This is a genomic window from Stenotrophomonas koreensis, assembly GCF_001431525.1.
Taxonomy (GTDB): Bacteria; Pseudomonadota; Gammaproteobacteria; order Xanthomonadales; family Xanthomonadaceae; genus Stenotrophomonas; species Stenotrophomonas koreensis.
The window spans coordinates 32,066-46,707 of record NZ_LDJH01000007.1; the positions used below are offsets into that span (position 1 = coordinate 32,066).

Consider the following 14,642-nt stretch of genomic DNA (forward strand, 5'->3'; position numbering starts at 1 on the left):
CCATCTTCGGTTCCGTCCCTGGCTCAGTCGCTCGCGCTGAGCGCTTCGGACTCATGCCACTGCAGGCCATTGCCGCCCTTGTTCTTGGCCCGGTACAACGCCCCGTCAGCCAGGGCATACCAATGGTTCCAGTCATCGGCCGGATTGAGCAGGACCGCACCGATGCTGACCGCACAGGCGCGGGGAACCTGGCCGGAACGCTCGACCAGGCCACGCATCGCCGACAGGATGAAATCCGCCCGTCGCTGCAGGCCAATGCGATCGGTCCGCGCCACCACCAGGCAGAATTCATCCCCGCCCAGCCGACAGGCCAGGTCATCCTTCAACGCAATGGAGCGCAGCACATTGGCCACACTCTGCAGCACCCGGTCGCCGACCAGGTGGCCGTAGATGTCATTGATCTGCTTGAAGCGGTCGCAGTCGATCAGCAGCAGCCCCTGCGGCGGGCACTGGCCCTGGTTGCGGGCAGCCTGCAGGTACAACGACAGACCGCGACGGTTGCATACGCCGGTCAGCTCGTCGGTGCGCACCAGTTCCTCGGTGTGGCTGAGCCGGCTGGTGGCGCTGTACAGGTTGTCCAGCGCAGCTTCCAGCTCGTTGTTGCGCCGGCGCAGCTGGTGGATCAACGAGGCCTCGTGACTGGTGATGCGCATGATCGTGCGGCGCAGGAAATAGGCAAACAATCCCGGGGCACTGTCGATCAGGCCACAGAACTGTGCATGGTCCAGCTCCAGCAGCTCGACATCACCATTGGCACGCGCATCTGCGCTGCGCAGGTGGCTGCCGATCAGCAGGCCCAGTTCACCGAAGAATTCATTGCCGGCCAGGTATTTGGGCAGCACTTCCTGGCCAAAATCCAGTTCGACCATGCCACGGACGATCACATACATGGTGCGACCGGCGCTGCCACGCTCGAAAATCACCTCGCCATTGCCAAAGACACGGCGCGATGCATGCCGGTCAAACAGCGCAAACTCATCCGGCGACAGCACCGCATGGACAATGTCGGCCATCGCGGTGTCCGCGACAGAGGCTGAGGGGTCCAGGGTAAGAAGCGAAGGGCCGGTCATTGCCAATCCTGCATGGAAGCTGAGCCGAGCAGATCAGCGGCGAGAATAGCATCACTGCGTTCATATCTGATCAAGTTTTGACCAATCCGCCCCCCCCCAAAAAGCAACACCCGATCAATACCGGAGCATTGATCGGGTGTCTTGTAAGGGTTTACCTACAGCCTGCCCGGTAAAACCCCGGTCAGGCGTCAGGCAAGTCCCCCGCACTCATGCCGGCTGCGTCTGGTGGAACTGTTCCTCCTCGGTCGAGCCGGTCAGTGCGGTGACGCTGGAAGCGCCGCCCTGGATCACCGTGGTGACATCGTCGAAGTAGCCGGCACCGACTTCCTGCTGGTGCGAAACAAAGGTGTAGCCCTGCTCGCGGGCCTTGAATTCCGGCTCCTGCACCTGCTCCACGTAGTGACGCATGCCTTCGCCACGGGCGTAGTCGTGGGCGAACTTGAAGGTGTTGAACCAGTTGATGTGGATACCGGCCAGGGTGATGAACTGGAACTTGTAGCCCAGTGCCGACAGCTCGTCCTGGAACTTGGCGATGGTGGCATCGTCCAGGTTCTTCTTCCAATTGAAGGACGGCGAGCAGTTGTAGCTCAGCAGCTTGCCCGGGCTGGCCGCATGCACGGCCTGGGCGAACTCGCGGGCAAAGCCCAGGTCCGGGGTACCGGTCTCGCACCACACCAGGTCCGCATACGGGGCATAGGCCACGCCACGGCTGATGGCCTGCTCAAGGCCGTTGCGCACCTTGTAGAAGCCCTCGCTGGTGCGCTGGCCGGTGACAAACGGCTGGTCGTTGGGGTCAAAGTCGCTGGTCAGCAGGTTGGCGGCCTCGGCATCGGTGCGTGCCAGCACGATCGACGGCACCCCCAGCACGTCGGCTGCCAGGCGCGCCGAGGTCAGTTTCTGCACCGCTTCCTGGGTCGGCACCAGCACCTTGCCGCCCATGTGGCCACACTTCTTCACCGCAGCCAGCTGGTCCTCGAAGTGCACTGCGGCGGCGCCGGCAGTGATCATGTTCTTCATCAGCTCGTAGGCGTTGAGCACGCCACCGAAGCCGGCCTCGCCGTCGGCGACGATCGGCAGGAAGAAATCAATCGCGTCCTCCTGCTTGAGCTTGCCATCGACAATGGCCTTCCACTGGATCTCGTCGGCGCGCTGGAAGGTGTTGTTGATCCGTCGCACCATCGTCGGCACCGAGTCGTAGGCATACAGCGACTGGTCCGGGTACATGGTCTCGGAGGTGTTGCCGTCAGCCGCCACCTGCCAGCCGGACAGGTACACCGCTTCCAGCCCGGCCTTTGCCTGCTGCATCGCCTGGCCGGCGGAAATGGCACCGAAGGCATTGACGTAGCCCTTCTTGGACTGGCCATTGACCAGCTGCCACAGCTTCTCGGCACCGCGCCGGGCCAGGCTGTGCTCGGGCTGCACACTGCCGCGCAGGCGCACCACGTCGGCGGCGGAGTAGTCGCGCTTGACCCCCTTCCAGCGCGGGTTGGTGTCCCAGTCCTTCTGCAGGTCGGCGATCTGTTGGGTGATGCTGCTCATGGTTGCTTCCTCGATAACGTGTCAGGGGGCTACAGCAGGGGTCAATCAATCGATGCGGGCGTAGGCCGGCAGGGTCAGGAAATCCAGCAGGTCCTGATTGCGGCTGAGCTGGTCGAGCAGGCCGATGGCTTCGCCAATGCGGCCAGCACCGGGCAGGCCGCTGGTATCGCCCAGCCGCGAGGGCAATGCCTTCAGGGTGGTATCGAGCAGGGTCAGGTCGATCGCGGTGCCGTCATCCAGGTGCTGGTTGCCGACATGGATCCACTGCCAGATCTGGGTACGGCTGATCTCGGCGGTGGCCGCGTCCTCCATCAGGTTGTGGATCGGCACGCAGCCGTTGCCATCCAGCCAGGCGGCCAGGTAACGCACGCAGACCTCGACGTTGTTCTCGAAGCCGGCACGGGTGATGGTGCCGCTGCACGGGGCAATCAGCTGATCTCGGGTCACGCTGACATCCTTGCGCAGCACGTGGTGCTGGTTGGGCGTGGGCATGTGCTCGTTGAACACTTCCATCGCCACCGGGATCAGCGCCGGGTGCGCCACCCAGGTGCCATCGTGGCCAGCCGTCACCTCGCGCAGCTTGTCCGCACGCACCCGGGCCAGTGCCTGCTCGTTGGCCACCGGGTCGTGGTTGATCGGGATCTGCGCGGCCATCCCGCCCATCGCATGCGCACCGCGCTTGTGGCAGGTGGCGATCAGCAGCTCCGAGTAGGCCTTCAGGAACGGCTGGGTCATGGTCACCTGGCCGCGTTCGGGCAGCACCCGGTCCGGATGCCGGCGGAAGGTCTTCAGGTAGGAAAAGATGTAGTCCCAGCGCCCGCAGTTCAGCCCGACGATGCGCTCGCGCAGCACGTACAGGATTTCCTCCATCTCGAATACCGCCGGCAGCGTCTCGATCAGCACGGTGACCTTGACCTGGCCCTGGGCCAGCCCGGTGGCGGCCTCGATGTGGCTCAGCGCCGCCTCCCACAGGGCAGCCTCCTCCATCGACTGCAGCTTGGGCAGGTACAGGTAGGGACCGCGGTCCTTGCCGGCCAGGGTGCGGCCGTTGTGCAGGATGAAGCTGGCGGCATCGAACAGCCCGCCGGCGATCGGCTGGCCGTCGATCAGCACGTGCTTTTCATCCAGGTGCCAGCCGCGCGGGCGCACGATCAGCACCGCCCGTTCCGGTTCCGGGCGCAGCGCGTACTGCTTGCCCGGCTTGTCGCCGGCCGCCGGCGCGGTGAAGGTCAGGTCACCGCGCACCGCACCGATCATCGAACGCTGGCCGGCCAGTACATTGGCCCAGGTCGGCGCGGTGGAATCCTCGAAGTCGGCCATGAAGACCTTCGCCCCGGAGTTGAGCGCATTGATCACCATCTTCGGGTCGGTCGGCCCGGTGATCTCGACCCGGCGGTCGGCCAGCGCGGCCGGAATCGATGCAACCTGCCACTGGCCCTGCCGGATGTGGGCGGTATCGGTGCGGAAATCGGGCAGCACGCCGCGATCAAATTCGGCCTGGCGCTGCACCCGGTGTGACAGCGCCGCCTGGCGGCCGGGCTCGATGGCCCGGTGCAGCGAGACCAGCAGGGCCACCAGTTCCGGGGTCAGCAGGGTCTGCTGGCCGGCAACCTGGACAGTCAGGCTCAGGCCCGGGGTCGCCGGCGCAGCGACAGCGGCAGGGGCAGCAGGGGCAACGGCAGACATGTTTGAACTCCTATCGATCCGGAGCTCCAAACTGCAACTTCACCTTGGTATTTAACAAAACAGTTTTTGCAATGGGTTACATAAGTTATACAAATACCGGATGAAAACGATGTCCGCCGCTACCGCAAGTCCTCGTTTTTCCTACAAATCCGACCGTCTCAAACCGCTGCGGGCGTTCTGCCAGACGGTCCGTCTGGGCTCGGTTTCACGCGCAGCCGAGGCACTTTTCATCAGCCAGCCGGCCGTGACCCTGCAGCTGCAGGCGCTGGAACGCGAGTTCGGGGTGGTGTTGTTCGAGCGCAGCGGGCGGCGCCTGGTCCCCAGCCGCGAGGGCCAGGTGCTGTATGAAATGGCCCAGCCACTGGTGGAAAACCTCGATGGGCTGGCCGAACGCTTCCGCGACAAGATCAGCGGGCTGGATGCCGGCGAGCTGCGGATTGCCGCCAACTCGACCACCATCCTGTACCTGCTGCCCAAGGTGGTGGCCGCCTTCCGCCAGCTGCACCCGCAGGTGCGGCTGTCGCTGCACAACGCGATCACCGCCGATGGCACCGACCTGCTGCGCAGCGATGCCGCTGACCTGATTGTCGGCTCGCTGCTGGATGTGCCCTCGGACCTGAGCTATGAAACCGTGCAACGCTTCGAGCAGATGCTGATCACCCCGCTGGGCCATCCGCTGAGCAGCGTGCCGCAGCTGGAGCTGGCGCAGATCGCCGAGCATCCGTTGATCCTGCCACCGCGACGGCAGGTGACCTGGCGCCTGGTCGACCGCATCTTCCAGCAGCAGCGCCTGCCCTACAGCGTCAGCCTGGAGGTCGGCGGCTGGGAGGTGATCAAGCAATACGTCGCCCTGGGCATGGGCATCTCGGTGGTGCCGGCACTGTGCCTGGGGGCCGAGGATGCGCGCGAGCTGGCGATCCGCCCGGTGGGATCGCTATTCCCGCCGCGCACCTACGGGGTGGCCGTGCGCCGCGGGCGGCCATTGTCGGCACAGGCGCGTGCCTTCATCGAGTGCATCCAGCCAAACCTGCTCAGCCCGCGCAGCTATGACCAGACCGGCCACTCCGAACGCTGATGCCGCCCTGCAACGCCCGCGTCCGGGTCAGAAAGGGCCGGCACGCGCCTGCCGGTTGCCGGCGCAGGGCCCGCAACCGGTGTACCAGGTAATGCACGCTGGCGGCCAGGATGAAGGTGTAGCCGAGCAGTTCGGTGGTTTCTTCCACCGCGTTCTTGACCGTGCGTACATAGCCATCGCCAAGCACGGCGGTCCAGTGGCCGGTCATGCCGAAAAGACGCGAATAGCACAGCAGCACCGCCAGGCCGAGCAGCATCAACGTACCGGCGCGCGAGGACACAAAGCGCAGCAGCGCGCCCACGCTGGCACGCCAGTCGGCCGCCGCCCAGACCAGGGCAGCCAGCGCGATCGGTACCGCCAGGAACTTCCATGCGCCGTGCCCGATCAGCACATCCAGCCAGGCATCCTGCTCACGCACCAGCATCACCATGAAAAACGCACTGGCCAGCAGCGCAAAGCGACGCTCCTGCGCGCACCGCCAGGCCAGCACCGCAAAACTGGCACTGCTGGCCAGCAGGAACCCGGTCTGGGTCAGCTCCACCAGCGAGCGCTCGCCCAGCGTGTTGCCGGCCCCGAGCAGGTCCTGACGCAGCACGAACACCGGCAAGGCCGCCAGCAGGCAGTAGGCGCAGAACCGGCCAAACGCGGCCAACAGCAACTTCCCTTCATTTTTCACGGCAATACATCATCCCGGCACCCTTCAAGCGGGTACCTCACAGCAACGGACAGGGTCTGTGTACCGGCGCCAGTGCGCAGGCAGGAAAAATCACTGCCGGGTACAAGTGGCGATTATCAGCCGCCAATGGCCAGTGAAAAAGCGCGAAAATGCAAAGTCGGCGCTCGCACCAAGGCTGCGTTCACGCAGCCTGTGCGCAGACCGGGCGGCTACTCGGTGCCGCGGTGCTTGCCTTGCCATGGCCGGTACATCGCGCGGATCGCGGCCATGTCCGTGGCGTAATCACCGGTCGGATGATAGGCGGGCATGAAACCGATGATCCGCTCCGGGTAATGCACATAGGCCGGCACGATCGGCACCCCTGCCTGCACCGCGATCTTGATGAAGCCGCCCTTCCACTCCTTGACCGACTTGCGCGTGCCTTCCGGTGCCAGCACGTACCAGATTTTCGGCGAACGGTTGATCAGCGCCACCGCCTGCTCCACCGTGCCCTGCGGCGAGGAACGGTTGAGCGGCACCGCGCCCATCCGGCGCAGCAGCAAGCCCAACGGCCACCAGAACAATTGCGACTTGGCCAGAACCCGTGCCTGCACGCCCATCCCGAGCTTGGTGGCAAACCCCCACAGACCGTCCCAGTTGGTCGAATGCGGCGCAAAAATCACCACCGCCCGCCCCTCGGTCGGCATCGGCGCAACGATTTTCCAGCCACCCAGACGCAGGATCGTACGCCCCAGCCAGCGACTGAAACGGTTGGCAGGCACCTGCGGCAAGGACGCCGGCATCGGCGGAATGATCGGATCGTTCTGACTCAAGGTATCAATCCCAATGGCTTGAACTGCGCCCGCGCTTGAGCTGGGCGCGGCTGCGTTTGTCATCGACCCGGCGCCGCTGCGAGGCACGCGTGGGCCGGGTGGCAATCCGCGGTGCCTGCACCTGCAGCCCCTGCTGCAGGATGCCCAGCAGGCGCTCGCGGGCATCGACGCGGTTGCGCTCCTGGGTACGGAAACGCTGGGCATCGATGACCAGCACGCCCTCGGCGGTCAGCCGACGGTCCCGACGGGCCAGCACGCGCTCACGCACGGCCTCGGGCAGCGAGGGCGAATGGGCCACATCAAAGCGCAGCTCGACGGCCGATGACACCTTGTTGACGTTCTGCCCGCCAGCGCCGGACGCACGCACGAAACGCTCCACCAACTCATCGTCGGGGATACGGATCGTGGGGCTGACAGACAAAAAACCGACAGACATGCCGGCCATTGTAGGGCCTACTCGGCGTGGCGCTGCTCCCATGCCCGCCAGGCGCGGTAGTGATGGATGGCAAAACCGGCAAATGCCGGGTCACCGGCCAGCGCCGCCTCGACCTTGGCCACCTCGCGTTCGAACACCGCCGGGCCTTCCTCGGCAAAGGTCACCTTGTTGATGTCGTTGGGCGAGACTTCCAGCCCGATCACCACCGGCTTGCCGGCACGCCGGGCATAGTCCAGTTCACTGGCCGCATGCGACAGGATGCTGTCGCGGCCTTCGGCAAAGTCGCGGTAATCCATCAGCGCGACGTAATCCCAGGTGTCGATCATGTGCTCGCTGACCAGCGCCTGGCGCCCGTTCCAGTCCAGGCTGTAGCCATCGAGCCAGAACGGGATGGCCGGGCCGAGCAGCAGGGTCTGCCCACTGGCCTGTTTGGCGTCCATCAGCGCCTTGCTCATGTCCAGGAAGTGACGCAGCAGGCCGAGCCGGGTGTGTTCGTTCCAGGCGTCCAGGATGTGCGGCTCGATATCCAGGTTGGCGCCATCAAAGCGTGCCGCCGCCGGTGCTGCGGCGTTGTAATCAAGCACGTGCTGCAGCATCGCCAGCGCATCGGCACGGCGTTCGGGCAGTACATAGGTTTCGGTGTTCAGGTACCACGAACCGAGCAGCGCATAGGCACTGATGCCGTTGGCACGCAGGCGCTGGATCAGCGCGTGGTAACGCTCGGGCTGGTCACGCAGCAGGTGGCGGCCGCGGTAGGCATCGGCGTACAGGTACAGCCGGTCAAAGCCACGCGACTTGAGGTAGCTGATCGCCTCCTCGGCCACCGCCGGATCATCGACCATCGCATAGGATTCGGCCTCCCAGGTCCACAGCGCACGCTCGGCACGCGGCGCGGCGGTGGCCTGCAGGCTGCTGGCCAGCAGCAGGGTGAGGGCCAGCCAGCAGGGCCAAGTGATGCGCTTCATGGGGCTTTCTCCGGTGTCGGTACGGGCAGTTCAAGGGCCAGGCGGTAGCGGCCACGGCCGTTGGCACGCCCGGTCTGTGGGTCGGACGGACGGACCGACACCGACCAGCTGCCGGCCGCGCCTGGCGGCAACGGCAGCACCAGATGGACGCGCTGGCGCTGCCGGGCCGGCAGCTGCAGCGCCGGCCCGGAAACCTCGCCACGCTCGTTGCCCTGCTCATCCACCAGCACCGCCAACGGTACGAACCACGCGCTGGCGGTGGCATCGCCATTGATGAAGGTGGCCTGCAACCGTACGGTTGCCGGACCGGGCTGGAGCGACACATCCTCCACGCCCAGCCCGGGCAGGGCCTGGCTGGCCGGCACCGGTTCGGGACGCTGCTCGACCTGGGCCGGGTCATAGGCCTGCAGCGGCGAAGGCGCGGCCATCAGGCGGTGGTGCTGCAGCAGTGCATGGTTGCCGCGCTGGTAGGCATCCAGCCGGGCCTGGACCTGCGCACGCGCGGCCGGGTCGTCCATCGCGGTCAGGCGCATGCCCTTTTCCAGCGCGTACAACTGGCCATCGCGCAGCCACCAGCGGCCGTCCAGGTATTCCTCGGCACTGGTCTTGGTCTGCTTGAGCGGGAAATGCCCGGTGCTGGAAAACTCCGGCGACAGGTCCAGCCCGCGTCCCAGCCACGGGGTCTGTGCCGGCCGCTGCAGGCCATAACGGGCCGACAGCAGGGCCATCAGCGAGGGCAGCACATCCAGGTGCGAGGACACCCCACCGATCCGCGCCGGCTGGCGCAGCAGGGGCGAATGGATCAACAACGGCACGTGGTAGCGCTCGATATGCTCGCCGATCGGGATTTCCGGCAGCCGGTGGTCACCGGTGATCAGGTAGATGGTGTTGGCATGCCAGGGCTGCTGCCGGGCGGCGGCGAAGAAGCGCTGCAGCTGGCCATCGGTGTACAGGATCGTGCTGTAGATGTCGGCCTGCGCCTGTACCGCCTGTTGCCGGCTGGCCGGCAGCTGCAGCTGGCGTAGATGCGCGTCCAGCCGCTGGCGCCAGTGCGCCTGGCCGGGGAAGCGGTAGCTGGTGTGCATCGAGATGGTCTGCATGCCCAGCACGAACGGCGGCTGCAGCTGCGGCAGGTCGGCGATCACCCGCGAGACCAGTTCGGCATCGGCATAGCCCCATTGGCTGTACGGGTTGCGCTCATAACCCGGGCCGAAGTTGGTCAGGTCGATGATCCGCTCCACCCCCTGGGATTGCAGGTAACCACGCTCGTTGTCGAAGGCGGTGTCGGTGCCGTTGTAGAAAACACCTTGATAGCCCTGCCCACCGAGCAGCCGGTACAGCCCCGGGTGCTCTGGCAACGGCGGCTGCAGGGCCGAAAAGCCTTCCTCTGCCAGCGGCAGGGAACCCAGCAGCGAGGGCAGCACTGCAAAGGTGCGGCCCTGGTTGGCCAGGAAATTGTCGAAATACAGGCTCTGTGCGGCCAGCTCGTCCAGGAACGGGGTGAAGCTGCCCAGCGGCGCTTCCGGACCGGAGAACGAGCGCCCCAGGCCCTCGACCAGGATCAGCACGATGTTCGGCGCACGCCCGTCGCTGGTGTCGGCAAAATGCGTACCGAGCACGTCCGGGGTGCGTTCCGGGTGCACAAACGGGTGCTGTGGATCACGCCCGGCGCTGTCGGCATCGACCGGTCCTGCCTGCGCCTGTGCCTGTGCCACCGGCAGCAGGCTGCGCTGCTGCCAACGCCACAGATCGGCGGCAAACCAGGCCAGCTTGTTGCAGGCCTGCTCACGCAGGGCCTGCTCCGGCAGCCAGGCCAGGCCGGCTGACAGCGGCACCAGCCAGGCCAGCAGACTGGCACCCAGTACTGCGCCCAGCGTGGTCCGACGGCGCGGCGCATATCCGGCCGGAGTGTGGTGCAGGGCCCAGCGCAACCCCAGCCACAGCAGCAGGCAGGGCAGCAGCCACAGCAGCAGCGCAACCCCCGGCAGCCGGTCAACCTGCGCCCCGGCCAGGGTCGTGGTCACTTCCTGCCAGCTGTAACCAAACAGGTCCGCGCCCAGCGGGTTGCCGGCCTGCTGGAAAAACAGCTCCAGCGCGGCCTGCAGCAGCAGCCACAGCGTGCCAACGCTGGCAAAGGCCCACCAGCGCCGGCGCGGCCCCAGCACACGCAACAGCGGCCACAGCAACAGCAGCAGCAGCGGCAGGCTGCGCAGCAGCACCCACAGCCCCTGCCACAGCGCGATGCCGAGCAGTTCCAGCGTTACCACCTGCTGCTGCCCGGCCAGTGCCGGGCCGGTCCATGCCGCCAGCAGCGACAGGCTCAACTGTGCGCCAAGCAGCACCAGCAGCGCGCGCAGCAGCCAGTGACGCTGCCGCGGTTCAATCGCGTTGGCATGCGAGGACGGCAACATCGGCTTACCAGCGGTGGTAAAGCGCGGCCGAGGCACGCTGCTCGATCACACCGTCGGCATCATCGGCATAACCGATGCCCAGCCGGAACCCCCACTGCGGGTGCGGATAACGGGTCCAGGACAGGCCCAGGGCGGCATTGCTGTCGCGCACCACGGTGCCGAAGCGGTCGAGATCGGTGCTGCGGCCGCTGCTGACGCTGGCCTGCCAGTAATCATCGGCATTGCCGCGGTAGTAATGGCGCAGTTGCAGCCGGTGGCTCCAGCTGCCCGAACCGACCCCGGGCACATGCTGCAGCTTGTAGCGCCCATACCAGTTGCCGACATAGCGGCCCACGCCGATGCCATAGAACTCGATGCTGTCGGAAAACCGCAGCTGGTCGACACTGGCCGACAGCTCCCAGCCCGAGCCGACGCCCTGAAACACTTCCATGCGCCAGGCACGCTGCGGCAGGATGCCCGAGGACGGCCCGTGCTGGTAGCGCAGGTTGGTGTAGGCACGCTCCCACAGCGGCGCATAGGCATCCAGTGCAATGGCCCGGTCAGTGGTATCGAAGTGGTCGGCATGCAGCACTTCCAGCCCCAGCGAGCCACGCGTGAAATAGCGCCGGATGCCCACATCGGCATCGCGCCAGGCGGCACGCCCGTTGTTGAAACCGGTCCAGTCGATACCGGCGCGCACCCCCCAGCGGTAGCCCTGGACCGCGCTCGCTTCCGGATTGGCGCTCAGCAACGTCGCCACGCTGGGCGGCTGCAGCGCACTGATGTCGGCACCACGCGCGGCGGCGGCCTGGAAATCGGCCATTGCCGCCTCTTCCCGGCCGGCTGCCCGCTGTACCCGACCGCGAGCCAGCCAGGCCTCGGGCTGTTCCGGTGCCAGTTCGATCCAGCGCCCATAGGCCTGCACGGCCTGCTCGGGGCGGTCGCTCCAGCGGTACAGGTCCCCCAGTGCCGACCATGCATCGGCATAATCCGGACTGCGCTGGACCACCCGCAGCAGGTCCTGCTCGGCCTCCGGGTAACGCCCTTCCCAGGCCAGGGTACGGCCGCGCGCCAGCAGCACATCGCTGTTGTCCGGCGAGCGCTGCAGCAGCCGCTGGTAACCCTCCAGCGCCTGGCTGCGCTGGCCCGAGGTAGCCAGCTCACGCAGGCTGGACAGCTCCTCTTCGATGGACAGCGTAGCCGGTTCCTGCGCCAGCACGGGTGGGCACAGCAGCAGGCTGCACAGGAGCAGCGCCGATGCCAGCCGGTGGCGCCGCAGCGGGGAAGGCAGCGGGGAAAGGGTCATGAATTGCCTCGTGGTAAACGATCTGGAGCAAGCGGCGGCATGGCTTCATCCGGCGCTGCAGACGCGGCCGGACGCTGCCAGGAGCCGTCACGGTCGACCTGCCCCCACACATGCTGCCGCCGCCGGCTGAACAGCCAGCGCAAGGTGCCGGTCAAACGCCATACCGCCGTCAGCTGGCGGTAGCCGAAATTTTCCAGCACGGCGAACAGGAACAGACGCAGCTGCTGTTTGCCGCGCGGATACAGCCGGAAGGAGATTTCTTCCAGCAGCATCGCATTGACCGACAGCAGGATGCCCATGCCGATCGCCGCGGCCAGGAAGATCCAGAACAGGCTCCACGGCACCAGCCCCAGCAGGCCCAGCACGATCAGGGCAAGGTAGCCTGCCACTTCGATGATCGGGCCGAGGAATTCGAAAAACAGCATGAACGGAAAGGCCAGCCAGCCTGGCGCCCCACCCTTGCGGTTGAACATCAGCCCGATGTTCGGCCACAGGCTTTCAGCCAGCCCGCACTGCCAGCGAACGCGCTGGTTGCGCAGCGAACGCAGGTCGGTGGGCACCTCGGTCCAGCACACCGGGTCGGGCACGAACACGATGCGGTAGTCGCGCCCTTCCTTGCGCAGGTTGCGGTGCAGGCGCACCACCAGGTCCATGTCCTCGCCGATGGTGTCGCGGCGATAACCGCCGATGGCCATCACCCGCTCCTTGTAGAACACCCCGAACGCGCCGGAGATGATCAACAGCGCATTGAGCTGGGACCAGCCCATCCGCCCGAACAGGAACGCGCGCAGGTATTCGATCAACTGGAAGCCCGGCAGCAGGCGGTCAGGCAGGCCGACCTCTTCGAGCATGCCGTCACGCACCCGGCAGCCGTTGAGCACGCGCACCACGCCACCGCTGGCCACCACCCGCGAGTCCTCCAGGAACGGGCGGATCACCCGCGACAGGCTTTCCGGGTGCAGGATGCAGTCGGCATCGGTGGCGCAATACAGCGGGTAACGCGCACAGTTGATCGCAGCGTTCAGGGCATCGGCCTTGCCACCGTTTTCCTTGTCCAGCAGGCGCACCCGCGGGTACTTGGCCGAGGCATACAGCCCGCGGACCGGCTCGGTCGGCAGCCGCTGGCGATAGGCTTCCGGCACCGGCTCCAGTGCGAAGGCATCAATCAGCATCTGCCGGGTGTCATCGGTGGAACCATCGTTGACCACGATGATTTCGTAGGCCGGATAGTTGGTGCGCAGCAACGAATGCACGGCCGACACCACCGTCTCCCGCTCGTTGTAGGCCGGCAGAATGATGCTTACCGGTGGCTGGTAGCTGCGCAGTGCCTCGGGCAGATAATCGGCACGGTATTCGCGCATGTAACGCAGCACCCGCACCGCCGACAGCCAGTTGAGCAGCAGGTACGCAAAATTGATAACGAAGAAATAGACCAGGAAGGCCCACTGGAATTCGACCAGCCAGTGCACCCAGCTGGCCTGCTGCAACCACGCCATCAGGTTTTCCCAGTACATGCTCATGCCGGCTGCTCCGCCATCCGCTTTTCTGCCACTACCTGGGCGATGATCTCGCGGCCGAAACGGTCACGGACGCGGGGCTGGACGGCCTGCAAGCCGGGCAACCCGACTCCGGGCAGCGCGGCAATCGCCTCCGCCGCCCGGTAACGCACCCACCAGACCGGGTCGGCCAGCAACGGTTCCAGCAGTGCCTGGTCCTCTGCCGCGCCCAATCGTCCCAGCGCGCTTGCCGCATGCATCCGCACATGCCAGCGCTTGGCCGCCAGCAACTGGCGTACCCGCGGCAGGTCGTTGCGGTCATGCAGCACCTGCAGGCAGGCAGAAAGCACCTGGTCATCGACCGGTTCGTTCAGCAGCCGGTGCACGACCTGGGCCGACTGCTGCGCATCGATATCGGTCAGGAAGCGCAGCAGTTTGACCGAGGTCTCGGCACTGGCATGCAGCAGTGCATTGGACAACTCGCGTACTGCCACATACTCCCCGTTCTCGCTGAGGATCCGCGCCACATGGCCCGGGGTCCATTCAGGGCGATCGACGATCAGCGGAATGAACCGCGACATGGCCTGCGATGGATCAATCATCGACAACGCCCGCGCCGCGCACAGCGACACAATCGGGCTGCGGTCGTGCAGCAACGGCTCCACCAGCGCAAAGCCCTGCTTATCCTGCAGATGGCCCAGCGCGATGACCGCCAGCGCGCGGTCATGGTAGCTGCCGCGCAGCAGATGGGCACAGCGGCCGGAAAGGGCAAGCTGCTGGCCGAGGGCACGCAGAGGTTGTGCCTGATCGGCAGCAATCCGCTCGTGCAGGGTGTTCCAGGCCTCCAGCAGGCCGGCCAGCTCACCGGCATCGACCGTGGTCGGCAACGAGGACAGCGCGTCGCCGGCAAGGGCGCGCTCGAATACCGCCTGCCAGCGCTGGTAAGCCGCGCGATCCCGCCGTTGGCGGGCATCGGCCAAACGACGCAGCACCAGGATCGCCAGCAGCACCACCAACGCCAGACACAGGGTGGTCAGCGCAACCCACTTGGCGATGGTGACATCGCTCATGCCCCAGTAATTCCATGGCATCGTCGTGCTCCCCATGCACTTGATCCGAAAAACGCCTGACATCCTATTGTCATGGACACCCTTGTTATGTGACGAAGGTCACACCAATACCAGCCTCGCC

12 protein-coding genes are annotated in these 14,642 nt (G+C 66.1%); 1 reads left to right on the plus strand and 11 read right to left on the minus strand.

The annotated features are described in order from the left end of the window. Window positions 1–23 precede the first annotated feature (23 nt). From ABB25_RS04940 to aceB, 3 genes are all read right to left on the minus strand, one after another. Window positions 24–1,013, minus strand: a complete 990-nt coding sequence (locus tag ABB25_RS04940) for a GGDEF domain-containing protein (protein WP_152981020.1) — start codon at window positions 1,011–1,013, stop codon at window positions 24–26. A gap of 264 nt (window positions 1,014–1,277) precedes the next feature. Then, window positions 1,278–2,609, minus strand: coding sequence for an isocitrate lyase (gene aceA / locus ABB25_RS04945; protein WP_057664548.1), 1,332 nt, complete (start codon window positions 2,607–2,609; stop codon window positions 1,278–1,280). Between the two features lie 45 nt (window positions 2,610–2,654). Then, entirely contained in the window at window positions 2,655–4,295 is a 1,641-nt protein-coding gene (aceB, locus tag ABB25_RS04950; protein ID WP_057664550.1) for a malate synthase A, read from the minus strand. Between the two features lie 109 nt (window positions 4,296–4,404). Between aceB and ABB25_RS04955 the strand changes: the two genes are divergently transcribed. Then, on the plus strand, window positions 4,405–5,370 hold the full coding sequence (locus ABB25_RS04955) for a LysR family transcriptional regulator (protein WP_057664642.1): 966 nt from the start codon (window positions 4,405–4,407) through the stop codon (window positions 5,368–5,370). Here ABB25_RS04955 and ABB25_RS04960 read toward each other — a convergent pair. The 8 genes from ABB25_RS04960 to ABB25_RS04995 form a co-directional block, all read right to left on the minus strand. After that, on the minus strand, window positions 5,327–6,046 hold the full coding sequence (locus ABB25_RS04960) for a hypothetical protein (protein ID WP_152981022.1): 720 nt from the start codon (window positions 6,044–6,046) through the stop codon (window positions 5,327–5,329). The two genes, ABB25_RS04955 and ABB25_RS04960, sit on opposite strands and share 44 nt — an antisense overlap. A gap of 209 nt (window positions 6,047–6,255) precedes the next feature. Further along, complete coding sequence (locus ABB25_RS04965; RefSeq protein WP_057664552.1) at window positions 6,256–6,858, minus strand: 1-acyl-sn-glycerol-3-phosphate acyltransferase; 603 nt, start codon at window positions 6,856–6,858, stop codon at window positions 6,256–6,258. Window positions 6,859–6,862: 4 nt separating this feature from the next. Further along, window positions 6,863–7,294, minus strand: coding sequence for an alternative ribosome rescue aminoacyl-tRNA hydrolase ArfB (gene arfB / locus ABB25_RS04970; RefSeq protein WP_057664554.1), 432 nt, complete (start codon window positions 7,292–7,294; stop codon window positions 6,863–6,865). A gap of 17 nt (window positions 7,295–7,311) precedes the next feature. Then, window positions 7,312–8,259, minus strand: coding sequence for a hypothetical protein (locus ABB25_RS04975; protein WP_057664556.1), 948 nt, complete (start codon window positions 8,257–8,259; stop codon window positions 7,312–7,314). Then, the gene (locus tag ABB25_RS04980; RefSeq protein WP_057664558.1) at window positions 8,256–10,670 is read right to left on the minus strand and encodes an LTA synthase family protein; all 2,415 of its coding nucleotides are present in this window, start codon (window positions 10,668–10,670) and stop codon (window positions 8,256–8,258) included. Before ABB25_RS04980 ends, ABB25_RS04975 begins: the two co-directional genes overlap by 4 nt. Before the next feature lie 4 nt (window positions 10,671–10,674). Next, complete coding sequence (locus ABB25_RS04985) at window positions 10,675–11,955, minus strand: YaiO family outer membrane beta-barrel protein (RefSeq protein ID WP_057664561.1); 1,281 nt, start codon at window positions 11,953–11,955, stop codon at window positions 10,675–10,677. Then, complete coding sequence (locus ABB25_RS04990; protein WP_083488114.1) at window positions 11,952–13,475, minus strand: glycosyltransferase family 2 protein; 1,524 nt, start codon at window positions 13,473–13,475, stop codon at window positions 11,952–11,954. The genes ABB25_RS04985 and ABB25_RS04990 overlap by 4 nt, the downstream gene beginning before the upstream one ends. After that, on the minus strand, window positions 13,472–14,521 hold the full coding sequence (locus ABB25_RS04995; RefSeq protein ID WP_057664563.1) for a HEAT repeat domain-containing protein: 1,050 nt from the start codon (window positions 14,519–14,521) through the stop codon (window positions 13,472–13,474). The genes ABB25_RS04990 and ABB25_RS04995 overlap by 4 nt, the downstream gene beginning before the upstream one ends. Between the last annotated feature and the right edge of the window lie 121 nt (window positions 14,522–14,642).